The sequence below is a fragment of the Promicromonospora sp. NPDC050249 genome (assembly GCF_040656015.1).
In the GTDB taxonomy this organism is placed as follows: domain Bacteria; phylum Actinomycetota; class Actinomycetes; order Actinomycetales; family Cellulomonadaceae; genus Promicromonospora.
On sequence record NZ_JBFAKY010000012.1, the window covers coordinates 127,786 to 148,005 of the forward strand.

Below are 20,220 nucleotides of genomic sequence, written 5' to 3' on the forward strand. Positions count from 1 at the left end.
ATGTCACGCATGACCCGAGCGACCGAGACGCCAGCAACAGAGGCCGCACGCAGGTGGCCCACGACGGCCTACAAGTCCGCTGGACCGATCACCTTGGGCCTGGGCGGACTGATCCTGGGGGCCGGGCTCTTCTCCATCGGGTCCACGGCCTCGATCATCGGGATCGCGGCGTTCCTGGTCGGCCTCGTCGTGTTCCTCGACGGGGTGCACAAGCTGGTGAAGAACGTCGACGCAGCCACCCAGGCGCTCCTCGATCGACGTTCGTCACCGCCGGCGTAGATCCGGAAGGTGTCAGTGGCTCGACCTAGGGTCGTCCTCATGAACAAGCCGCTGACCGAGCCACGCCCCTTCACGGTCCACGTCCCCGACCAGGTCCTCACCGATCTGCGCGAGCGACTGGCGCGCAGCCGGATCCCGGACGACTCGCCCCGGCGTCCGGCGTCGGGCATGACCGCCGCGTACCTGCGCGAGCTGGTCGACCACTGGATCAGCTGGGACTGGCGCGCCCGGGAGGCCTGGCTCAACGAGCATCCGCAGTTCATCGCGGAGCTCGACGACGTCGACCTGCACTTCGTCCACCTGCGCTCGGACCGGCCCGACGCGCCGGCGCTCCTGGTGCAGCACGGCTGGCCGCACACGTTCGCGCTGCAGCTCGACTTCGCCGACCTGCTCCCCGACTTCGACGTGGTGGTCGCGAGCCTGCCCGGATTCGGGTTCTCCTCGCCGTACGCCGAGGGGCCGATGTCGGAGAAGCGGCTGGCCTCCACGATGCACGCGCTGATGACGGAGGTGCTCGGCTACGACCGGTACTTCACGTACGGCGAGGACGTCACGGCGAACGTCAGCGACCTCATCGCCGCCCGCTACCCGGAGCAGGTGGCGGGGATCGTGGCTACCCACGCGCACTTCCCCACCAGCGACGAACGCGCCGCCCTCGACGACCCCGAGGTCAAGGAGTTCTTCGACGGCATCGCCGCGAAGCACCAGACCGACGGCGCCTACGGGCACGTCCAGGCCACCCGGCCCGACACCCTCGCGACCGCCCTCAACGACTCCCCCGCCGGCCTGCTGGCATGGCTCACCGAGAAGCTGGTCGAGTGGAGCGACACACCGCCGGGCGACCCCCGCGCGGTGGAGCGCCGCATCTCACGGGACCGCATCCTCACGGAGGCGACCATCTACTGGGCGACCCAGACGATCGGGTCGTCGTTCCGCCCCTACTACGAGGGCGCCGACCAGCCGGACCCCATCCCGCCCACGACCGTGCCCGCAGCGGTGTTCATCCAGCGCCACGAGGCCTCGTACCCCGAGGCGCTCGCGCGCCGCCACTACCTCGACCTTCGCGAGTTCGACCGCCTCGAGGAAGGCGGTCACTTCACGGTGGCCGAGGTGCCCGCCGAGATGGCGGCGCGCATCCGGAGGTTCGTCCGCTCGGTCGGCTGAGCCGGAGGTGCAGCGCAGGGTGCGGGCCGAGGAACGAGGCACGCGCCCGAAGCGGAACCGCAGACTCAGCCGATACGCGTAGAGCCTGAACCGGAGCTCAGGCCTTCGGTTCGAGCCGGATCACCGGGAACTTGCGGTCGGTGTTCTTCTCGTACTCCTTGGCGTCGGGCCAGTACTCGGCCCAGATGCCGTAGAGCCGCTCCCAGTCGGGCTGCCCCGGCCGGACCACGGTGGTGCTCGCGCGGAGCGTCTTGTCGCCGAGCTCGATCGTGACCTCGCCGGGACCGTCCTCGACGTTCGCGACCCAGGCCGGGTCCTTCGGGGCGCCACCGAGCGAGCCGCAGATGACGTAGGCGTCCCCGTCGGCCGCGGCCACGAGCGGCGTCACGTACTCCTTGCCGCTGACCCGCCCCACGTGGTGCAGCAGCACCAGGCGCTTGCCGGTGAAGTGCCCGCCCATGACGTCGTCACCCACGACGCCCGCATTGGCCCGGAACGCCTCGATGACGCCCTCGTTCATGTCTGCCATGTTGTCCTCCACAGTCCTGGTCGGCCGCTCCGGTCGACTAACCGGACTTTACCCCGCTTACGCGATTCCCGGTAGCATCCACGGATGAGTACACCGCTGACCTGGGGCGCACCGCACCCCGAACGGGCCGACGCCGCCCGGAACCGTCAGCTGCTGCTCACCACCGCCCGCGAGCTCATCGCCGCGGACGGGCCTGACTGCCTCACGATGGACCGGCTCGCCGAACGCTCAGGGCTCGGCAAGGGCACCGTGTTCCGGCGGTTCGGCACCCGGGCAGGAATCTTCCAGGCACTGCTCGACGACAACGAGCGCGCCCTGCAGCAGGAGATCCTCTCCGGGGCGCCGCCGCTCGGCCCGGGCGCCCCGGCGGTCGACCGCCTCGTCGCCTACGGATCGGCCCGCATCCGCTTCCTCGCGGAGAACCACGAGATCGCCCGGTCCGCGATCGAAGGCCGCCCGACGAACGGCCGCCGTCCGCCGCTGTCCCAGATCCACATCCGGGTCCTGCTCCGCGAGCTCGACCTGCCCGGCGCCGACGTCGACCTGCTCGCCGGGCAGCTCACGTCCGCTCTGGAGGGTCCGATCCTGCTCCGGCTCTTCGACGGTCCCGAGCCAGACCGGTCAGAGCTCACCGACCGCTTCGAGGCCGGCTGGCGCTACCTGGTCGAGCGCGTCTGCGCCCCGGCGGCCTGACCGGCGCCTCGCTGACCAGCGACCACCCGACGCCAGGCGCCCGGCGCCGCACGCCTGGCGTCAGACACCGTCACGCGTGCGTCGCCGCCTCGTGGCGTGCGTGCTCGGCGGGCTCGAGCTGGAAGGTCGAGTGTTCGACGGACACATCGAACTCGGTGGCGACGCAGCGCTGCAGGGCATCGAGGACCGGGGGCGCCTGCCCGTCGCGGAAGCAGGCGTCCCGCACCACGACGTGCGCACTGATGGTCGGCAGGCCGGTGGCGACGAGAGAGGCGTGCAGGTCGTGCACCGACTCGACGTTCTCCACCTCCAGCAGCCGGGCCCGCACCTGGTCCAGGTCGATCCCGGCCGGTGTGGCCTCCAGCAGCACGTTCGCCGAGTCGGTCAGGAGCTTGGCCGCGCGGGGCAGGATCAGCACCGCGATGACGAGCCCGGCGACGGCGTCGGCGCGCTGCCACCCGGTGGTCGCGATCACGATGGCCGCCGCGATCACCGCGACCGACCCGAGCGCGTCGTTCACCACCTCCAGGAAGGCGGCGCGCAGGTTGAGCGACGCCGACCGTCCGCCTGCCAGCACCAGCAGCGCCACGACGTTCCCGACCAGGCCCACGATGCCGAACACCAGCAGTCCCGGTCCGGGCGCCTGTGCCGGTCCGGCCAGGCGGCTCACCCCCTCGACCAGCGCGTAGACGCCGACGGCGAGCAGCACGGCGGCCTGGGCCAGTGCGGCCAGGATCTCGGCCCGCCGGAACCCCCACGTCCGGCGCGGCGACGGCGGCCGCAGCGCGAGCGACGCGGCGAACAGCGCGATGGCCAGGCCCGCGACGTCGGTCAGCATGTGCGCGGTGTCGACCAGGAGCGCGAGGCTGCCCGTGAGCACGGCTCCGACCGCCTGCGCCACGAACACAGCCGCCGTGATCCCGAAGGCGACCGCAAGGCGCCGCCGGTTGCTCTCGTCACCGGCGGCGCCGTGGGCGCCGTGGTGGTGCTGGTGGTCACCCATCGACTGCAGCCTTTCGCTGGTCGCCATCGTGGTCGTGCTCGTCGTGCTCGTCGTGCTCGTCGTGCTCGTCGTGCTCGTCGTGGTCGCCATGACCGTGGTCGTGCGCCAGCTCGCCCTCCCACGCCTCGCGGCCCTCGTGGATGGCGAACGCGGCGATCACGAACCCGGCGACGGCGTCCACCCAGCCCGCGCCGGTCAGCGCGAACACCACGAGACCGACGAGCGTCGACACGGAGAGCAGCACGCAGATCCGCGTCTCGGCGGCGTCGGCCAGGATCAGCGGATCGGCCAGGGCCACCCCGACGCGGCGCTTGGCCTCGGCCAGGAGCGGCATGACGACGAGCGACGCGACCAGGAGCCCGATCGCGACCGGCGAGCTCTCCGGGGTCGCACCCACCACGAGGCTGCGCACACCCTCGACGGTGACGTAGCCCGCGAGCAGGAAGAACGTGATCGCGACGAGCCGGAGCGTGATCAGCTCCTTGCGCTCGTCCGCCTCGCCGTGCCGCAGACGGGCGGAGAGCCGAAGACCCACGAGCACTGCCGAGATCGACTCGATGCCGGAGTCGATGCCGAACCCGATCACCGAGACGAGCCCCGCCGCGATACCGGCGGTGATCGCGACAACACCCTCGACGACGTTGTACGCGACGGTGAACTTGGCGAGCCGCAGGCCGCGCCGCGTCAGCTGCTCCGTCGTCCGCTCCGGCGCCTCCGTGCCCGGCTGCGCGCTCATGACGCCACCGCTTCCGGCGCGGACGCGTGCGCGGCGGAACCGTCGACCCCGTAGACCGGGCACAGCGCCACGGCGTCGCCGGTCAGCGCGAGCAGCCGCTCCGCGGACTCGAGCACCGCGAGCGTCGCCTCCGGGTGGGTCAGCGAGAACACGGAGGCCCGACCCTCCGGCCGGGACTCGACGAGCCCGCAGTCCCGCAGACACGCCAGGTGCTTGGAGACCGTCGACTGCGCGAGGTCCAGGTGCCGGGTCAGGTCGACCACGCGATGCTCACCGAGGGCAAGATGCCGCAGGATCGCCAGCCGCGACGGGTCCGAGAACCCGTGGAACAGACACGCCGCCACGGCCATCGCCGCAGGCCCGTCCGGGGGACGATCGCCGACCGTCTCTATCATCGCCATTCGGCGATGCTATCAGCCGCACCGGCCCCCTTCGAGGGCGGGCAGCAGCTACGCGCCCGCCCGCGCACGCCAAGCCGCAGCGGTCGCGTCCAGGACTGCCGGCCACGGCGTCGGGCGGACGCCGAGCACGCTGCTGGTCTCGGCGGCGTCGACGACGAACGGCTGGTCGAACTGATAGAGCACGCCCAGCGCCTCCCGCACCAGCGGCACCGCAAGGCCTCCGGCCCGCACCGCGATGCGCGGCACGCGCCGCAGTCGCGGCTCACCCGACCCGGCCCGCGTCCCGAGCTCACGCAGCACCTCACGGACGGTCGCGGGCGGGTTGGACGGCACGAGCCACGGTGAACCCCAGGCCCGGTCGTCGGCGCCGAGCGCGATGAGAGTGGAGACCACGTCGTCGACGGCGGTCCACGTGTGCGGCTGGTCCGGGTCGGCCAGGACGGACGCCGACTTGCCCACGAGCGTCGCGGCCGCGTACGTCGGCAGCAGCCCGTGCTGCTCGGGGACGGTCGGCCCGATGTAGTCGGAGGCACGCGCCTCCGTGACGCGCACGCGCCCGGCCTGGTGCGCCGCGAGCGCTTCCTGCCAGACCCGTGCCCGGACCTCGCCGAGGGTGCTCGACGGCGCGAGCGGTCGGTTGCGGGTCATCGGCCCGTCGACCGGCCCGTAGCCGTAGAGGTTCCCGAGACTGACGAGCACCGCGCCCGAGCTCTCGGCGGCGTGCAGCACCGACTTCGCGAGCAGCGGCCAGCCGCGCTCCCATGCCGGGTACGGCCCGGGGTTCGCGCAGTTGTAGACGACACCGACCCCGCGGGCGGCGTCGGCGAGCGCCGTGGCGTTCGTGGCGTCGAGGGCGATCCGCTGGACACGAGGAAGGTTGGGGCCGCCACCGGAGCGGGTCACCACCCGGACGGTGCGTCCGGCCTGGGACAGCCGGTGCGCGAGAGCGGCGCCGACGGGTCCGGCGCCGACGACGAGATGCGTGGTCATGGGCTCAGGGTGCCATCCATATTCGTCATACAGGTTCGCGACTTGTATGATTGCCTGACCACTCGCCGCAAAGGAGCGCCATGACGTATCAGCCCGACGCCATCCGGACCGTGCAGCTCTCGACCCTCACGCTGCCGCTGGCCACCGCCATCTCCGACGCCAAGGTCTTCACCGGCCGCCAGAAGCCGATGACCGAGGTCGTCTTCCTGCTCGCGGAGATCACCACGGAGCAGGGTTTCGAGGGCCTTGGCTTCTCGTACTCCAAGCGGGCGGGCGGCCCCGCGCAGTACGCGCACGCGAAGGAGGTGGCGCAGACCGCCGTCGGCGAGGACCCGAACGACATCGCCAGGCTGTACACGAAGCTGCTCTGGGCGGGAGCGTCCGTGGGCCGATCGGGGGTCGCCACGCAGGCGCTGGCCGCCATCGACATCGCGCTGTACGACCTCAAGGCCAAGCGCGCGGGCCTGCCGCTGGCCAAGCTGCTCGGCGCGCACCGCGACTCGGTGCGCACCTACAACACCTCCGGCGGCTTCCTCAACGCGAGCATCGAGGAGGTCAAGGAGCGCGCGAGCCGGTCGATCGCCGAGGGCATCGGCGGCATCAAGATCAAGGTGGGTCTGCCCGACTGCGCCACGGACCTGGCGCGCGTCGCCGCCGTCCGCGAGCACATCGGCCCGGACGTGCCGCTCATGGTCGACGCCAACCAGCAGTGGGACCGCACCGCCGCCCTGCGCATGGGGCGCCGGCTGGAGCAGTTCGACCTCGACTGGATCGAGGAACCGCTGGACGCGTACGACGCCGAGGGCCACGCCGCGCTCGCCGCCGCCCTGGACACTCCGATCGCCACGGGCGAGATGCTCGCCTCGGTCGCGGAGCACGAGCGCCTCATCGCGACGCGCGCGTGCGACATCATCCAGCCCGACGCCCCGCGCGTCGGCGGGATCACGCAGTTCCTGCGTCTGCTCACGCTCGCGGACCAGGCCGGCCTGGACCTCGCGCCGCACTTCGCCATGGAGATCCACCTCCACCTGGCCGCCACCTACCCGCGCGAGCCGTGGGTGGAGCACTTCGACTGGCTGGACCCGCTGTTCAACGAGCGCCTGGAGACGAAGGACGGCCGCATGCTCGTCCCGGACCGCCCCGGACTGGGCGTCACGTTCAGCGAGCAGGCGCGCGCATGGACGACGGACACGGCGCTGTTCGGCCCACTGTGATGGAAGCATGAGCACATGGCCCAGACACTGAGCGGCACCCTCGTGGAGTCGCTGCGGACCCGCATCGTCAACGGCGACATCGCCCCGGGCGAGAAGCTGCCCAGCGAGCCACGGCTGGCGACCGAGCACGGCGTCAGCCGCACCGTCGTCCGCGAGGCGATCGCGCGCCTGAACCTCGAGGGTCTGGTCCACACGCGGCGGGGCAGCGGCAGCTACGCGCTCACTCCCCCGGCCGACGACGCCGACGGCGCCCCGCCGCTGGCCCGCTCCCTGGCCGACCGGCTCGCCCTGGTCGAGTACCGCCTCGCGCTGGAGGCCGAGGCCGCCGCGCTGGCCGCGACCCGGCGTACGGCGGCACAGCTCGCGGCGCTGACCGACCGGCTGGACGCCCTCGCGTCGTCGGACGGCCACCCGGCGACCGCGATGCAGCACGACTTCGCCTTCCACCGGCTCGTGGCCGAGGCCGCGGGGAACAGGTTCCTGCTGGAGGCCCTGGACCGGCTCGGGCCGCAGATGATCGCCATGCCGCGCGGCCGCCTCGACCGGCACGACGGCGGCCGCTTCACCGCCGTCGTGCAGGAGCACCGGGCAGTACTCGCGGCGCTGGAGTCGCAGGACCCGCTGGCGGCCGCGGCGGCCATGCGGGTCCACCTGGCGGGCTCGCGCCGCCGCCTTCTTGCCGAATCGGGCGCGGCCCAGGCAGACGGCGCAAATTGACCATGCAGTTCCTGTCAGACCGGACCGTGGCCTGGCAGGAACTGCATGGTCAACCGTTTGGGGTCCGGGCCTAGCGCGGCGGCTTGACCGCCAGTACCGGGTGGTCCGCCTGCAGCAGGATGCGCTGCGCCACCGACCCCATGATGAACTTCCCCACCGTGCTGCGGCGGCGCAGGCCGATCACGATGAGCGACGCGTCGTGCTTCTCGGCGAGGTCGAGGATCTCGTCGGTGAAGTCGTCCCGGTGGGTGCCGCGCACCACCTCGGCCCGCACCCCGGCGTCGTCCGCCAAAGTGAGCACCCGGGAGAGGTCCTCCGTCGTCGCGACGGTGGTCTCCACCACCGACCCCTCGCGCGCCGAGTTCACGACGAGCAGGTCCTCGTCCCGGAGCCGGGCCTCGGTGATCGCCGCCCGCACGGCGGCCTCCCCGGCGGGCGTGGGCACGTAGCCAACGACGATGGTCATACTGACTCTTCCTCTCGGTTCTGGGCCGGCACCTGGGCCGCCCGCCGGTTGCGGACGGACCGGACCAGGGGCAGCACGGCGACCACCACGAACACGACCAGCAGCGTCGCGGAGATGGGCCGGGTGAAGAAGCCGGCGGCCGACCCGTCGAACATCAGCAGCGAGCGCCGCAGGCTCGACTCGAGCAGCGAGCCGAGCACGAACGCGAGCACGAGTGGCCCGGGCTCGAAGCCGAACTTCTTCATCAGGTAGCCGATGGCTCCGAAGACGACGACCAGGAGCACGTCGAACACGGAGTTGTTGATCGTGTACGCGCCGATCATCGTGATCAGCGCGGTGACCGGCGCGAGGATCGCCGACCGCACCCGCAGGATGCGGACGAAGACGCCCACCAGCGGTATGGACATGATCAGCAGCAGCACGTTGCCGATGTACATCGAGTTGACGACGCCCCAGAACAGCTCGGGGTGCTCGGTGACGAGCTGCGGGCCCGGCGTGATGCCCTGGATCAGCAGCGCGCCGAACATGAGCGCCATGGTGGCGTTGGCGGGGATGCCGAGGGTGAGCAGCGGGATGAAGGAGCTGGTCGCGGCGGCGTTGTTCGCCGTCTCCGGGCCCGCGACACCCTCGATGGCGCCCTTCCCGAACCGGCTGGGGTCCTTGGCGCGCTTCTTCTCGGCGGCGTAGGCAGCCATCGAGGCGATGGTCGCGCCGCCGCCGGGCAGGATGCCGAGGAAGAACCCGAGCACGGACCCGCGGGTCACGGCCCCCGACGACTCCCGCAGATCCTTCCGCGAGGGCCAGACGTTCGCGATCTTGCCGGGCGCGTGCACGGCGCGGTGCCGCTCCTCCAGGTTGTAGAGGATCTCGCCGAGGCCGAACAGGCCCATGGCGACGGGCACGAAGTCGATGCCGTCGGCCATGCTGAGGCTGTCGAACGTGAACCGTTCCGCGCCGGTGAAGGCGTCACGGCCGATGGTGGCGAGCAGCAGCCCGATCGCCGCGGCGATCAGCGCCTTGAGCTTGGCACCGGACGCGATGGTCGAGACCAGCAGGATGCCCAGCAGCGCGAGCGCCGTGTACTCGGGCGGCCCGAAGTCGAGGGCGAAGCCCGCCACGACCGGCGCGAGGAACGTCAGCCCGATGATGGCGACCGTGCCACCCACGAACGAGCCGATGGCGGCGACACCGAGCGCCGTCCCCGCGCGGCCCTGCCTGGCGAGCGCGTGCCCGTCCAGGACGGTGACCACCGAGCTGGCCTCGCCCGGCAGGCGCAGCAGCACCGAGGTGATGGTGCCGCCGTACTGGGCGCCGTAGAAGATCCCGGCGAGCATGATGATCGCGGTCACCGGCTCCACGCCGTAGGTCAGCGGCAGCAGGATGGCGATGGTGGCCGCCGGGCCGAGGCCCGGCAGCACTCCGATGAGCATGCCGATGACCACCCCGATGAGGCAGTACAGGAGGTTGGTCGGTTCCAGCACGACGGCGAAGCCGGCCAGGACGTTCTGCAGCGATTCCACGTGAGTCCCTTGTGGGCAGTCAGATCGAGTGGGCAGTCAGGTCAGAAGAGGTGCGGGACGTTCGTGCCGAGCGCGCCGACGAAGACCGCGTAGAGCGCGCCGACGACGAGCACCGAGTACAGGACGGCGGAGCGCCAGGACTCGCCGCCGAGGAACTTCATCCAGACGAGGCTCAGCAGCAGCGCGGGGATCTCGAACCCGATCACCGGCAGCAGGGCCACGAGCCCCAGGAGCGTCGCGAGGCCGGCCAGCGAGAGCCACGAGTACCGGGAGAACTTCTCGCCGTCGCCGCCCCGCCGTCCGACGACGATCTGGGCGAGAGACAGCACGACGATCGCGACACTGACCGCGAGCGGCCAGAGCCCGGCACCGGGCCGCGACGGCGTGCCGAGTCCCAGGGCCACCGCCGCCACGGCTCCCGCCACGCCGACGCCGGCGGTCACCAGGCACGCGGCCAGGTTGGCGACCGGGCCGGCAGCGGGCGGCGCGACGTCGTCCACGGGCTCGAAGGGCTCGACCGGCTCGGCGGCCGTCACGGCTGGACTCTCCACGACCGGTCAGCCTTCCGCGAGGCTGATGTCGTACTCGTCGGTGAGCGCCTTGTACTTCTCGGCGAGCTCCGTCCACTCCGCGGTGACCTCTTCGCCCGAGATCTCGTGCGGCGTGAGCAGGTTGTTCTCGTTGAACTCCTGGTATGTGTCGGTCGCGATGGCGGCGTCTATCGACTCCACGAGCCGGGTCTTGACGTCCTCGGGCAGGCCCTTCGGGGCGGCGACGGCACGGTACTGCGAGACGGGCACGTCGTACCCCTCCTCGACGGCGGTGGGCACGTCCGGGAGGAACTGGTTGCGCTCGGCCGAGAAGGCCAGCAGCGGCACCACCTTGCCGGCGTCGATCTGCGGCTTGGCCTCGCCGAGCTGCACGGTGGCCACCTGGACCTGGTCTCCGACGACGGCGGTCAGCGCGGGCGAGCCGGAGTCGAACGGGACGGCGGTGCCTTCGACCTCGGCCTGCGCGAACAGGACCGCCTGCGCGAGCTGCGAGCCGGTGCCCACACCCGTGGTGCCGTAGGTGACGTCGCCGGAGGCCTCCTTCAGGTCGTCGAAGGTCTCGAAGCCGGACTCGGCACTGGCGAGCAGCACGTAGTCGTCCTGCGACAGGCCCTTGAGCACCTCGAGGTCGTCCAGGCTCACCGCCTCGTCCTCGGACACCGCCAGCGGCGTGATCGTGATGAGGGAGGCGTTGAGCAGGATCAGCTCGTGGCCGTCGGCAGGCTTGGCCGCGACCTCCTCGGTCGCGAGCGCGCCGTTGGCGCCGGCCCGGTTGACCACGGGCACGGAGACGCCGAGGTCCTCGGCCATGCCCTCGGCCACGGCGCGGGCGATCAGGTCGGTCGAGCCCCCGGCATCCTGGCCCACGGTGATGGTCACGGGCCCGGTCGGGAAGTCGGCGCCGTCGGCGTCTCCCCCGCCGCCCACGTTCCCGCCGCAGGCGGCGAGGGTCAGGGCGGCGAACGCCGCGCCGGCTCCGAGGACGGCCCTGCGGGTGCGCGGGGTCCTGTGGGCAGGAGTTGTCATCGCAGCTCTCTCCTCATTGAGATGGGTACAGGGATCAGATCGAAAAGGCATATCCCGGTCGGTCGTCGAGCATAGGAACGCCCTACGATGCCTGTCTAAGCCTCTTACTGCATTGCTTGATTCTCGGAAGGCATCGTGTACACCCTCGATCAGGTCCGCTGCTTCCAGGCCGTCGCGGAGGAGCTCCACTTCGGCCGCGCCGCGGAGCGGCTGAACATGACCCAGCCCCCGCTGAGCCGCCAGATCCAGAAGCTCGAACGCGCGGTGGGGGTGCCGCTCCTGGAGCGGGACAACCGGCACGTCGAGCTGACGACGGCGGGCGCCGTCTTCCTGGAGGAGGCCCGCCGCCTCCTCACCGCCGCCGACGCCGCCCCCGCGCTCGCCCGGAAGATCGCCGCGGGCAGGGCGGGCGTGCTGCGCCTTGGATTCACCGCGGCGTCCGGGTTCAGCCTGCTCGGCACCCTCGTCCAGGAGATCGCCGAGTTCATGCCCGACGTCGACCTCGACCTCCAGGAGCTGGTCACGATCGAGCAGATCGAGGCGATCCGGCGCGGCGAGCTGGACCTCGCCCTCGGCCGGCCACCGTTCGACCAGGAGAGCTTCGACTCGCGCCTGCTCCTCTCGGAGGACCTCGTCCTGGCCGTGCCGCACGGGCACCCGTTCACCCGGCTGGACCGGCCCGTCGTCGTCGGCGACCTGCGCGACCAGGCGCTGATCGGGCACCACCCCACCAAGGCCCGCTACTTCTACGACATGGTGGTGCGGTACATCGACGTCGAGCACGCGAACGTCGTGCACGTCGTCAGCCAGATCCTGACCATGTGCTCCCTGGTCGCCGCGGGCCGCGGGGTCGCCTTCGTCCCCGAGTCGGCCCGGCTCCTCGGCCTGTCGGGGGTCACGTTCGTCGAGCTGGGCGACGTGCCGCACGGCGTCGTCGAGCTGCACGCCATCTGGAACCGAACCTCGAAGAACCCGGCCCTCCACAGCTTCCTGACCTTCCTCCACCCGCCCCACGACTGACCCCTCGCCCAGTGCTGAGAGGGTGAGTGATGTTGTTGGGGTATCAGCCGATGCACGATGGGGCTTGGACAGGCATCGTTCGAGATTCCTAGGTTGGCGACCAGCACGCCATCGCCGACGTCTGTCATCAGGAGGGGCCCCCTTGGCCACGTACGCACCCCAGGAGCTCGCCGTCGCCCTCAAGGACGGGCTGCTCTCGTTCCCCGTCACCCCGTTCACCGGGTCCGGGGAGATCGACGAGGAGCGGTACCGCGAGCACATCGACTGGCAGTCGAGCTTCGAGATCGGCGGCCTGTTCGCCGCCGGCGGCACGGGTGAGGGCTTCAGCCTGACCCCCGAGGAGACGGCCCGCGTGGTGCGGCTCGCCGTCGAGACCGCGGCCGGACGCACCCCCGTGCTCGGCAGCGCGGGCGGCAACACCGCCCAGGCGATCCAGAACTCGCGGGCCGCCGAGGCCGCCGGCGCGGAGGGGATCCTGCTCCTGCCGCCGTACCTGACCGAGTGCGACCAGGACGGGCTCCTGGAGCATGCCTCCGCGGTGTGCGCCTCGACGAGCCTCGGCGTGATCGTCTACAACCGCGGCAACGCCGTGTACTCCGCGCAGACCGTCGCCCGGCTGGCCGAGCGGCACCCCAACTTCATCGGTTTCAAGGATGCGATCGGCGACATCGAGCAGCTCACCCGTGTCTACGCCACGAACGGTGACCGGCTCTTCTACCTCGGCGGGCTGCCCACCGCGGAGACCTTCGCGCTGCCGCTGCTCCAGCTCGGCATGAGCACCTACTCCTCGGCGATGTACAACTTCGTGCCCGAGTTCGCCCTGGACTTCTACCGGGACGTGCGGGCCCAGGACCACGCGGCCGTGACCGAGAAGCTGCGCCGGTTCGTGCTGCCCTACCTCGACATCCGCGACCGCGCCAAGGGGTACGGGGTATCGATAGTCAAGGGTGGCCTGAAGGCGGTCGGCCGGGACATGGGCAGCGTCCGCCCGCCCCTGCAGGACCTGACCGACCGGGACCTGAAGGACCTGGGCACCCTGATCGACGACGCCGGCGTCCGCTGACGCACAGTCAGCTGAAACAGCACGGGAGAGAAACCATGACCACCACCGAGCTCACCGGACACTCGATAGTCGCCGGCGCACCCCTGGCGGGCGCTGCCGGCACCTTCGCCGGCCAGGACCCGGCGACGGCGCAGGCCCTCGAGCCCGCCTACTCGCTGCTCGACGACGCCCAGGTCGCCCGGGCGACCGCCGCCGCGCAGGAGGCCTTCGCCTCCTTCTCCACGCTCGCCCCGGAGCCGCACGCCCGGTTCCTGGAGCAGATCGCGGACAACATCGACGCCGTCGGGCCCGACGTCGTCGCGCGCGCCATGCAGGAGACCGGCCTCCCGGCGGCCCGCCTGACCGGGGAGGTCGCCCGGACCACCGGCCAGCTCCGCCTGTTCGCGCAGGTGGTGCGCCAGGGCGACCACCGAGGCGTGCGGATCGACCCGGCCCTGCCCGACCGCACTCCCCTGCCCCGCGCCGACATCCGGCAGCGCAAGGTGCCGCTCGGCCCCGTCGCCGTGTTCGGCGCGAGCAACTTCCCGCTCGCCTTCTCGACCGCGGGCGGCGACACCGCCTCGGCGCTCGCCGCGGGCTGCCCGGTGGTCGTCAAGGCGCACAACGCGCACCCCGGCACCGCGGAGCTCGTGGGCCGCGCGGTGGCCGACGCCGTCGCGGCGTGCGGCCTGCACCCGGGCGTGTTCTCGCTGGTCTACGGGCCGGGCAACGCCGTGGGCAAGGCTCTCGTGACGGACCCCGCGATCCAGGCCGTCGGCTTCACCGGCTCCCGCGGCGGCGGCCTCGCGCTCGTCGCGGCGGCCGCGGCCCGACCCGTGCCGATCCCCGTCTACGCCGAGATGAGCTCGATCAACCCGACGATCCTGCTCGACGGCGCCCTGGCCGGCGACGTCGACTCTCTCGCCGCCGCGTACCTCACGTCGGTGACGGGTTCGTCGGGCCAGCTCTGCACCGCGCCCGGGCTCGTCTTCGTGCCGGACGGCGAGCGCGGCGACGCGTTCGTCGAGGCCGCGGGGCGCGCCGCCGCCGCTGCCGCCGGGCAGACCATGCTGACGGCCGGCATCGCCGAGGCCTGGCAGCAGGGCGTGGACACGCTGGCCGCGCAGGACGGCGTACGCCTGGTCGGGGCGGGCTCTCCGGGCGGCACCCAGAACGCGCCCGCACCGGCCGTGTTCGCGAGCGCCGTCCCGACGCTGCTGAGCAACCCGGTGCTGCAGGCCGAGATCTTCGGCGCCGCGTCGCTGGTGGTCCGGTACGCCGACGCCGGCGAGCTGCTCGCCGCCGTCGAGCGGCTGGAGGGTCAGCTCACCGTGACGCTGCACCTGACCGAGGACGACCGGGAGACCGCCACGGCGCTGCTGCCCGTCCTGGAGCGGAAGGCGGGCCGCATCCTCGCCAACGGCTGGCCGACCGGCGTCGAGGTGGGGCACGCGATGGTGCACGGCGGGCCGTTCCCCGCGACGTCGGACTCCCGCAGCACGTCCGTGGGGACGCTCGCGATCGAACGGTTCCTGCGCCCCGTCGCCTACCAGAACCTGCCGGAGTACCTGCTGCCCGAGCCGGTCCGGCCGGACAACCCGTGGCACCTGACGCGGCGGGTCGACGGCGTGCTGGAGGCTGCGCAGTGAGCGCCCACCCCACCATCGCCCGCGTCGAGGTGGTGCCCGTCGCGGGCCACGACTCGATGCTGCTCAACCTGTCCGGCGCACACGCCCCGTTCTTCACGCGGAACCTCGCGATCGTCACCGACTCCGACGGCCGCACCGGGCTGGGCGAGGTGCCCGGCGGGGAGAAGATCCGGGCGACCATCGAGGAGGCGGGGCGGCTCGTCGCCGGGCAGCCGGTGGCCCGGTACCGCAGCCTGCTGCGCACCGTCTCCGCCGCGTTCGCCGACCGCGACGCGAGCGGGCGCGGCCTGCAGACGTTCGACCTGCGCACCACCGTGCACGCCGTCACGGCCCTGGAGTCCGCGCTGCTGGACCTGCACGGCCAGGACCTCGGTGTGCCGGTCGCCGAGCTGCTGGGTGACGGCGTCCAGCGCGATAACGTGCCGATGCTCGGCTACCTCTTCTACGTGGGCGACCCGGGTGCCACCGACCTGCCGTACCTGCGCGGGGACGACGAGTTGGACGCGTGGGGCCGGCTGCGCCGGGAGCAGGCCCTGACGCCCGACGCCGTCGTGCGGCTGGCCGAGGCTGCCCAGGAGCGGTACGGCTTCACCGACTTCAAGCTCAAGGGCGGCGTGCAGGCGGGCGACCTGGAGGTCGACGCCGTCGTGGCGCTCAAGGAGCGGTTCCCCGACGCCCGGATCACGCTCGACCCGAACGGCGGCTGGCCGCTCGCCGAGGCGATCCGGCTGGGCAGGCGCATGCGCGGCGTCGTCGCCTACGCGGAGGACCCGTGCGGCGCCGAGGGCCGGTTCTCCGGCCGGGAGGTCATGGCGGAGTTCCGCCGGGCCACCGGCCTGCCGACCGCGACCAACATGATCGCGACGGACTGGCGCGAGATGGCGCACGCCGTGCGCGCGGGCGCCGTCGACATCCCGCTGGCCGACCCACACTTCTGGACCATGGCCGGCTCCGTGCGCGTAGCGCAGCTCTGCCACGAGTTCGGCCTGACCTGGGGGTCGCACTCGAACAACCACTTCGACGTGTCGCTGGCGATGTTCACGCACGTCGGCGCGGCCGCGCCCGGCACGATCACCGCGCTGGACACCCACTGGATCTGGCAGGACGGGCAGGGCCTGACGACGGCGCCGCCCCAGATCCGCGACGGCGCCATCGCGGTGCCGACGACGCCGGGCCTCGGCGTCGAGCTCGACCGCGAGCGCCTGGCCGCCGCGCACGAGCTGTACCTGGAGCACGGCTTGGGCGCCCGCGACGACGCGCTGGCCATGCAGTACCTGGTCCCAGGATGGGAGTTCGACCCGAAACGCCCGTGCCTGGTCCGTTGACTGCCCCGTTGAGTGCTGGGTATTTGTGCACTTTCGGGCCCGAGACCCACAAGTACCCAGCACTCAGCACTGCTAGATTCGAGGGGTGCCCCGGACCGCAGCCGAGAGCGACAGCATGGAGACGACGTGCTCGCGTCGTCGCGCCCCGCTGTACGGCGCGGACGAGGACCGCCGCGAGCTGCATCCCTGAGTGACGGAACGCCCGCGCCCGCACATCGTCGTGCCGGCGCACCGCCGTCCGCCCGTCACGACCACCAGGGAACCACCATGCGCTCTTCCGACCTGTCCTCCGTCCTGCCATCTGTCCTGCCCCAGACCGGCCACCCGGCGATCGACTGGGCCGCGCGGCACATGCCGCTGCTCGACGCGAGCTTCGCCGACGTCGGGCACCTGTTCGACGGCCTCCATCTGGGCGTCTCCATCCACGTGGAGCCCAAGACCGCCGTGCTGTGCCGTCGGCTGCTCGCTGCGGGTGCACGCGTCACGATCACGGGCAACATCGGCACCACCGTGCCGGACACCGTCGAGGCGCTCCGGGACCTCGGCGCCACCGTCCTGGGCGCCCGGGACGACACCCCGGCCCAGCGCGCCGGGCACCTGGAGCAGATCCTCGCGGCAGAACCTGACCTGATCCTCGACAACGGCGGCGACCTCATCACCCGCCTGACCCAGGGCGCCCCGCGCTCGCCCCGGTTCCTCGGGGCCACGGAGGAGACGACGACGGGCGGCCTCCGCCTGCGGCAGCTCCCCTCACCGCCCGGCTTCCCGGTGGTCGTCATCAACGACAGCAGGCTCAAGCTGCTGGTCGAGAACGAGTTCGGCGTAGGCCAGAGCATCGTGCAGGGCTTCATGAACGCCACCAACCTCATGGTGCCCGGCGCCCGCGCCGGCGTCGTCGGCTACGGTCCGTGCGGCAAGGGTGTCGCGGACACGCTCCGCGCACTCGGCGCCCGGGTCACGGTCGCCGAGCTCGACCCGTTCCGCGCGCTCGACGCCCTCCTGCGGGGTCACGAGGTCGCGGACCTGCCGGACCTGCTCGCAGCCTGCGACATCGTGTTCCTCGCGACCGGCGCGCGCGACGTGATCGGCACCGCGGAGCTCGAGCACCTGCGCGACGGCGCGGTGCTGGCCGGCGTCGGCCACGAGGGCCGGGAGATCGACCGAGCGGCGCTGGCCGCCGCGACGGCCGAGACCGCCCGGCTCTCCGCCGCCGGACAGGACCGGGACGCCCGCGTCCTGTACCGCCTGCGGGACGGGCGCGAGATCGTGCTCCTGCACGACACGCACATGCTCAACCTCACCGCGGCGTCGGGCAACCCGATCCAGGCGATGGACCTCGGCTTCGCGCTCCAGGCCCGCAGCCTGGCCGCGATCGTGGCCGGACAGGCCGGGCCGGCGGGGGTGTCCGCCGTGCCCGAGCCGGTCGACCGCGTGCTGGCCACGTCCCTGGTCGTGCTGCTGTCCGGACGGCGGTAACCGGCTGGGCGGGATCGCTACCTCGTGGCGATCCCGCCCAGCAGGTTGCTGACCAGCGCCTCGACGAAGCTGTCCGTGATCGGCTCGTCCGGGATCAGGAGGCGGTGGTAGACGGCGCCCCAGAGCTGGTCGACGACCACCTGCACGTCGACGTCGTCCCGCAGCTGCCCCTGCTCCTGGGCCCGCGCCAGCCGCTCCCCCGCCAGCGTGCGCCGCCCGGAGGAGTAGAGGGTCCGGTACGCGGTCGCGAGGTCCTTGTCCGTCTGGGACTCGCCGACCAGCTCCGCGAGGATCCGGCCCCCCGGCGTCGTGGTCATCAGGCGGACGAACGCGTGGAGCTGGTCCAGGAGGTCGGCGCGGATGTCGCCCGTGTCCGGGAAGGCGAGCGTCTCCTGGACCGCGTGGAAGTATCCGTCGAGCGCCAGCGCCCCCCTGGAGGGCCACCACTTGTACAGCGTGGTCTTGCTGACGCCGGACAGCCGCGCGACCCGCTCGAACGTCAGGTCGGCGATGCCCTCGCTGAGCAGCAGCTCCCCCACGGTCCGCAGCACGTCGCCCCGTACCTCGTCGGCCGGCCGCCGCCCCCGCCGCCGGCTGCGTGCACCAGGCTCCTCGACGGCGGTCGCCGTCGCCTCGTTCTCCACGTGTGCTCCTCCTGGCTGGACGACCGGGTCCTGGTCAGCGCCAGCCAGTCTAGGTCTGGCGACCACTACGGGCGCTCGCTGCCCGGCCCGGCGCCGACCGTGAGCAGGTCGTCCAGGCCGACCCGGCCGAGGAAGTCGCGGCGGGTGCGGTCGGCGAGGTCGGAGACGGCCTCCGAGCCGTCGTCGACCGGGTCGATGTGCACCCGGTACGGCCGCTGCCCGACGGGCAGGGCGACGATGCGGGCGATCTCGTCGGAGACCAGCGAGGCGTCCGCACCCTCGGGCGCCAGGGCCGCGAGCTTCTCGGCCACCTGGTCCATGAGGCCGGCGTACCGGGTCTCGTACGCGGCCTCGACGTCGGCGTCGGCCGGGTGGCCGGCGTGCGCGAAGTGGTTGGTGCCGCTGGTGAACGAGCCGGGCACCACTATCGACGTCTCGACGCCCCAGCGGGCCAGCTCGGCGGCGTACGAGACCGCGAGGGAGTCCATACCCGCCTTCGCGGCGAAGTACGGGGCGAGGTAGGGCGGGGTGCCGCCCTTGACGCTGGAGCTCGACACCCAGACCACGAGCCCCTGCCCGCGGTTGCGCATGCCGGGCAGGACCGCCCGGTTCACGCGCTGGGTGGAGAGCACGTTGATGTCGTACAGCTCCGCGAGCTGCTCGGGCGTGAACGCCTCGGCCGGCCCGACGACCATGTGCCCCGCGTTGTGGACCAGCACGTCGATGCGGCCGTGCTCCGCCTGGATCCGCTCCACAGCGCGGTCGATGGAGTCCTGGGAGTTCACGTCGAGCTCGACGGCCCGCAGGTCCACCCCGTGCTCGGCGGCGTAGGCCTGCGCGGCTTCGGCCTGCGGCGCGTTACGGCCCTCGGTCTGGCGCATGCCCGCGTAGACGGTGTCGCCCGCGTCCGCCAGCGCGCGGGCGGTGAGGGCGCCGAATCCGGAGGACGCCCCGGTGATGACGATGACGTTGCTGACGACGTTGCTCATGCGATGCCTCCGTTGACGTAGACGGTCTGCCCGTTGACCCAGCGGGCGGGGCCGGCCAGGAATGCGACGGTCTCGGCGACGTCGTACGGGGTGCCGAGCCGCTCCAGGGGCGCGAGGCCCGCGAGCCTGCCGATGGTCTCCTCGTCCTTGCCGTCGAGGAACAGCGGCGTGGCGGTCGGCCCGGGGGCGACGGCGTTCACGGTGATGTCCTTGCCCCGCAGCTCGCGCGCGAGCACCAGGGTCAGGGCCTCGACGGCAGCCTTGGACGCCGCGTACGGCGCGTAGGTGGGGTGCTGCAGGCGGGTCTGGCTCGTGGAGAAGCCGATGATCGCGCCGCCCGGCCGGACCCGGCGGGCCGCCTGCTGCGCGACGACGAACGAGCCGCGGATGTTGGTGCGGTGCATCCGGTCGAGGTCGGCCAGGTCGAAGCTCGCGACCGGGCCGAGGATCATGATCCCGGCGGTGTTCACCACCACGTCGATCCCGCCGAACGCCACCTCCGTCGCGTCGAACGCGGCGGCCATGGCCTCCTCGTCCGCGACGTCGCCGCCGACGGCGATCGCCTGCCCGCCCGACGCGGTGACGCCCGCGACGACCTCCTCGGCCCTGGCCTGGTTGCCCGCGTAGTGGACGGCGACGGCGAAGCCGTCCGCAGCGAGCCGCTCGACGACGGCGCGGCCGATGCCGCCGGAGCCGCCGGTGACGAGGGCGACCCGAGTGGTGCTGGTGGTGCTCATGGCATCCTCCTGAGGTTCCGATGTGGACTGTGCGTTCATATAACCACAG

At 72.3% G+C, this 20,220-nt stretch carries 22 protein-coding genes; 10 read left to right on the top strand and 12 right to left on the bottom strand.

Translation table 11 applies throughout. From position 1 onward, the window contains the following. Window positions 1–9: 9 nt before the first annotated feature. Window positions 10–279, top strand: coding sequence for a hypothetical protein (locus tag AB0I32_RS12230; protein ID WP_357506203.1), 270 nt, complete (start codon window positions 10–12; stop codon window positions 277–279). Between the two features lie 39 nt (window positions 280–318). Continuing rightward, on the top strand, window positions 319–1,443 hold the full coding sequence (locus tag AB0I32_RS12235) for an epoxide hydrolase family protein (protein ID WP_357506205.1): 1,125 nt from the start codon (window positions 319–321) through the stop codon (window positions 1,441–1,443). 97 nt (window positions 1,444–1,540) lie between these two features. On the opposite strand, the gene AB0I32_RS12240 is transcribed toward AB0I32_RS12235, so the two are convergent. Then, on the bottom strand, window positions 1,541–1,972 hold the full coding sequence (locus AB0I32_RS12240; protein ID WP_357506207.1) for a nitroreductase/quinone reductase family protein: 432 nt from the start codon (window positions 1,970–1,972) through the stop codon (window positions 1,541–1,543). Window positions 1,973–2,056: 84 nt separating this feature from the next. On the opposite strand from AB0I32_RS12240, the gene AB0I32_RS12245 reads away from it, so the two are divergent. Next, window positions 2,057–2,665 carry a TetR/AcrR family transcriptional regulator gene (locus tag AB0I32_RS12245; protein ID WP_357506210.1) on the top strand — a complete coding sequence of 203 codons (609 nt, stop codon included), beginning with the start codon at window positions 2,057–2,059 and terminating at the stop codon, window positions 2,663–2,665. 70 nt (window positions 2,666–2,735) lie between these two features. Here AB0I32_RS12245 and AB0I32_RS12250 read toward each other — a convergent pair whose 3' ends face one another. From AB0I32_RS12250 to AB0I32_RS12265, 4 genes are read right to left on the bottom strand one after another with little or no spacing between them, the layout of a single operon-like run. After that, window positions 2,736–3,668: a cation diffusion facilitator family transporter gene (locus AB0I32_RS12250; RefSeq protein WP_357506298.1), complete on the bottom strand. Its 933-nt coding sequence runs from the start codon at window positions 3,666–3,668 to the stop codon at window positions 2,736–2,738. Then, complete coding sequence (locus AB0I32_RS12255; RefSeq protein WP_357506212.1) at window positions 3,661–4,404, bottom strand: cation transporter; 744 nt, start codon at window positions 4,402–4,404, stop codon at window positions 3,661–3,663. Before AB0I32_RS12255 ends, AB0I32_RS12250 begins: the two co-directional genes overlap by 8 nt. Continuing rightward, window positions 4,401–4,805, bottom strand: coding sequence for a metalloregulator ArsR/SmtB family transcription factor (locus AB0I32_RS12260; RefSeq protein WP_357506214.1), 405 nt, complete (start codon window positions 4,803–4,805; stop codon window positions 4,401–4,403). Before AB0I32_RS12260 ends, AB0I32_RS12255 begins: the two co-directional genes overlap by 4 nt. A 48-nt stretch (window positions 4,806–4,853) precedes the next feature. Then, a complete protein-coding gene (locus AB0I32_RS12265) occupies window positions 4,854–5,795 on the bottom strand; it encodes an NAD-dependent epimerase/dehydratase family protein (RefSeq protein WP_357506216.1) in 942 nt (313 codons plus the stop codon). 80 nt (window positions 5,796–5,875) lie between these two features. Between AB0I32_RS12265 and AB0I32_RS12270 the strand changes: the two genes are divergently transcribed. Beyond that, window positions 5,876–7,009 carry a mandelate racemase/muconate lactonizing enzyme family protein gene (locus AB0I32_RS12270; protein WP_357506218.1) on the top strand — a complete coding sequence of 378 codons (1,134 nt, stop codon included), beginning with the start codon at window positions 5,876–5,878 and terminating at the stop codon, window positions 7,007–7,009. Between the two features lie 15 nt (window positions 7,010–7,024). Continuing rightward, window positions 7,025–7,726: an FCD domain-containing protein gene (locus AB0I32_RS12275; protein WP_357506220.1), complete on the top strand. Its 702-nt coding sequence runs from the start codon at window positions 7,025–7,027 to the stop codon at window positions 7,724–7,726. 70 nt (window positions 7,727–7,796) lie between these two features. Here the strand turns inward: AB0I32_RS12275 and AB0I32_RS12280 are convergent, their stop codons facing one another. The 4 genes from AB0I32_RS12280 to AB0I32_RS12295 are packed head-to-tail and all read right to left on the bottom strand — an operon-like array spanning window position 7,797 to window position 11,289. Next, entirely contained in the window at window positions 7,797–8,192 is a 396-nt protein-coding gene (locus tag AB0I32_RS12280; protein WP_357506222.1) for a universal stress protein, read from the bottom strand. Beyond that, a complete protein-coding gene (locus AB0I32_RS12285; protein WP_357506224.1) occupies window positions 8,189–9,712 on the bottom strand; it encodes a tripartite tricarboxylate transporter permease in 1,524 nt (507 codons plus the stop codon). The genes AB0I32_RS12280 and AB0I32_RS12285 overlap by 4 nt, the downstream gene beginning before the upstream one ends. Before the next feature lie 41 nt (window positions 9,713–9,753). Next, window positions 9,754–10,263 (bottom strand): tripartite tricarboxylate transporter TctB family protein, encoded by a 510-nt coding sequence (locus tag AB0I32_RS12290; RefSeq protein WP_357506226.1) that lies wholly within the window; start codon window positions 10,261–10,263, stop codon window positions 9,754–9,756. A 6-nt stretch (window positions 10,264–10,269) separates the two neighbouring features. Then, entirely contained in the window at window positions 10,270–11,289 is a 1,020-nt protein-coding gene (locus AB0I32_RS12295; protein WP_357506228.1) for a tripartite tricarboxylate transporter substrate binding protein, read from the bottom strand. A gap of 135 nt (window positions 11,290–11,424) precedes the next feature. Between AB0I32_RS12295 and AB0I32_RS12300 the strand changes: the two genes are divergently transcribed. The 5 genes from AB0I32_RS12300 to AB0I32_RS12320 all read left to right on the top strand — a co-directional run bounded on the left by AB0I32_RS12300 (window position 11,425) and on the right by AB0I32_RS12320 (window position 17,801). Further along, complete coding sequence (locus AB0I32_RS12300; RefSeq protein ID WP_357506230.1) at window positions 11,425–12,309, top strand: LysR family transcriptional regulator; 885 nt, start codon at window positions 11,425–11,427, stop codon at window positions 12,307–12,309. Between the two features lie 142 nt (window positions 12,310–12,451). After that, entirely contained in the window at window positions 12,452–13,372 is a 921-nt protein-coding gene (gene kdgD / locus AB0I32_RS12305; protein WP_357506232.1) for a 5-dehydro-4-deoxyglucarate dehydratase, read from the top strand. A 35-nt stretch (window positions 13,373–13,407) separates the two neighbouring features. Further along, window positions 13,408–15,000 carry an aldehyde dehydrogenase (NADP(+)) gene (locus tag AB0I32_RS12310; RefSeq protein WP_357506234.1) on the top strand — a complete coding sequence of 531 codons (1,593 nt, stop codon included), beginning with the start codon at window positions 13,408–13,410 and terminating at the stop codon, window positions 14,998–15,000. After that, the gene (locus AB0I32_RS12315; RefSeq protein ID WP_357506236.1) at window positions 14,997–16,325 is read left to right on the top strand and encodes an enolase C-terminal domain-like protein; all 1,329 of its coding nucleotides are present in this window, start codon (window positions 14,997–14,999) and stop codon (window positions 16,323–16,325) included. Before AB0I32_RS12310 ends, AB0I32_RS12315 begins: the two co-directional genes overlap by 4 nt. A gap of 267 nt (window positions 16,326–16,592) precedes the next feature. Further along, complete coding sequence (locus AB0I32_RS12320) at window positions 16,593–17,801, top strand: adenosylhomocysteinase (RefSeq protein WP_357506238.1); 1,209 nt, start codon at window positions 16,593–16,595, stop codon at window positions 17,799–17,801. Window positions 17,802–17,818: 17 nt separating this feature from the next. Here the strand turns inward: AB0I32_RS12320 and AB0I32_RS12325 are convergent, their stop codons facing one another. From AB0I32_RS12325 to AB0I32_RS12335, 3 genes are all read right to left on the bottom strand, one after another. Next, on the bottom strand, window positions 17,819–18,445 hold the full coding sequence (locus AB0I32_RS12325; RefSeq protein ID WP_357506240.1) for a TetR/AcrR family transcriptional regulator C-terminal ligand-binding domain-containing protein: 627 nt from the start codon (window positions 18,443–18,445) through the stop codon (window positions 17,819–17,821). Between the two features lie 65 nt (window positions 18,446–18,510). Then, entirely contained in the window at window positions 18,511–19,434 is a 924-nt protein-coding gene (locus AB0I32_RS12330) for an SDR family oxidoreductase (RefSeq protein WP_357506241.1), read from the bottom strand. Beyond that, window positions 19,431–20,171 carry an SDR family oxidoreductase gene (locus AB0I32_RS12335; RefSeq protein WP_357506243.1) on the bottom strand — a complete coding sequence of 247 codons (741 nt, stop codon included), beginning with the start codon at window positions 20,169–20,171 and terminating at the stop codon, window positions 19,431–19,433. Before AB0I32_RS12335 ends, AB0I32_RS12330 begins: the two co-directional genes overlap by 4 nt. Between the last annotated feature and the right edge of the window lie 49 nt (window positions 20,172–20,220).

Excerpts from the sequence above, each read along its gene's own strand:
- AB0I32_RS12230 (WP_357506203.1), top strand. The coding sequence starts at position 10 with ATGACCCGAGCGACCGAGACGCCAGCAACAGAGGCCGCACGCAGGTGG.
- AB0I32_RS12265 (WP_357506216.1), bottom strand. The coding sequence starts at position 5,795 with ATGACCACGCATCTCGTCGTCGGCGCCGGACCCGTCGGCGCCGCTCTC.
- AB0I32_RS12270 (WP_357506218.1), top strand. The coding sequence starts at position 5,876 with ATGACGTATCAGCCCGACGCCATCCGGACCGTGCAGCTCTCGACCCTC.
- AB0I32_RS12310 (WP_357506234.1), top strand. The coding sequence starts at position 13,408 with ATGACCACCACCGAGCTCACCGGACACTCGATAGTCGCCGGCGCACCC.
- AB0I32_RS12330 (WP_357506241.1), bottom strand. The coding sequence starts at position 19,434 with ATGAGCAACGTCGTCAGCAACGTCATCGTCATCACCGGGGCGTCCTCC.
- AB0I32_RS12320 (WP_357506238.1), top strand. The coding sequence starts at position 16,593 with ATGCGCTCTTCCGACCTGTCCTCCGTCCTGCCATCTGTCCTGCCCCAG.
- AB0I32_RS12260 (WP_357506214.1), bottom strand. The coding sequence starts at position 4,805 with ATGGCGATGATAGAGACGGTCGGCGATCGTCCCCCGGACGGGCCTGCG.
- AB0I32_RS12335 (WP_357506243.1), bottom strand. The coding sequence starts at position 20,171 with ATGAGCACCACCAGCACCACTCGGGTCGCCCTCGTCACCGGCGGCTCC.
- AB0I32_RS12250 (WP_357506298.1), bottom strand. The coding sequence starts at position 3,668 with ATGGGTGACCACCAGCACCACCACGGCGCCCACGGCGCCGCCGGTGAC.
- AB0I32_RS12255 (WP_357506212.1), bottom strand. The coding sequence starts at position 4,404 with ATGAGCGCGCAGCCGGGCACGGAGGCGCCGGAGCGGACGACGGAGCAG.
- AB0I32_RS12245 (WP_357506210.1), top strand. The coding sequence starts at position 2,057 with ATGAGTACACCGCTGACCTGGGGCGCACCGCACCCCGAACGGGCCGAC.
- AB0I32_RS12235 (WP_357506205.1), top strand. The coding sequence starts at position 319 with ATGAACAAGCCGCTGACCGAGCCACGCCCCTTCACGGTCCACGTCCCC.
- AB0I32_RS12280 (WP_357506222.1), bottom strand. The coding sequence starts at position 8,192 with ATGACCATCGTCGTTGGCTACGTGCCCACGCCCGCCGGGGAGGCCGCC.
- AB0I32_RS12240 (WP_357506207.1), bottom strand. The coding sequence starts at position 1,972 with ATGGCAGACATGAACGAGGGCGTCATCGAGGCGTTCCGGGCCAATGCG.
- AB0I32_RS12275 (WP_357506220.1), top strand. The coding sequence starts at position 7,025 with ATGGCCCAGACACTGAGCGGCACCCTCGTGGAGTCGCTGCGGACCCGC.
- AB0I32_RS12295 (WP_357506228.1), bottom strand. The coding sequence starts at position 11,289 with ATGACAACTCCTGCCCACAGGACCCCGCGCACCCGCAGGGCCGTCCTC.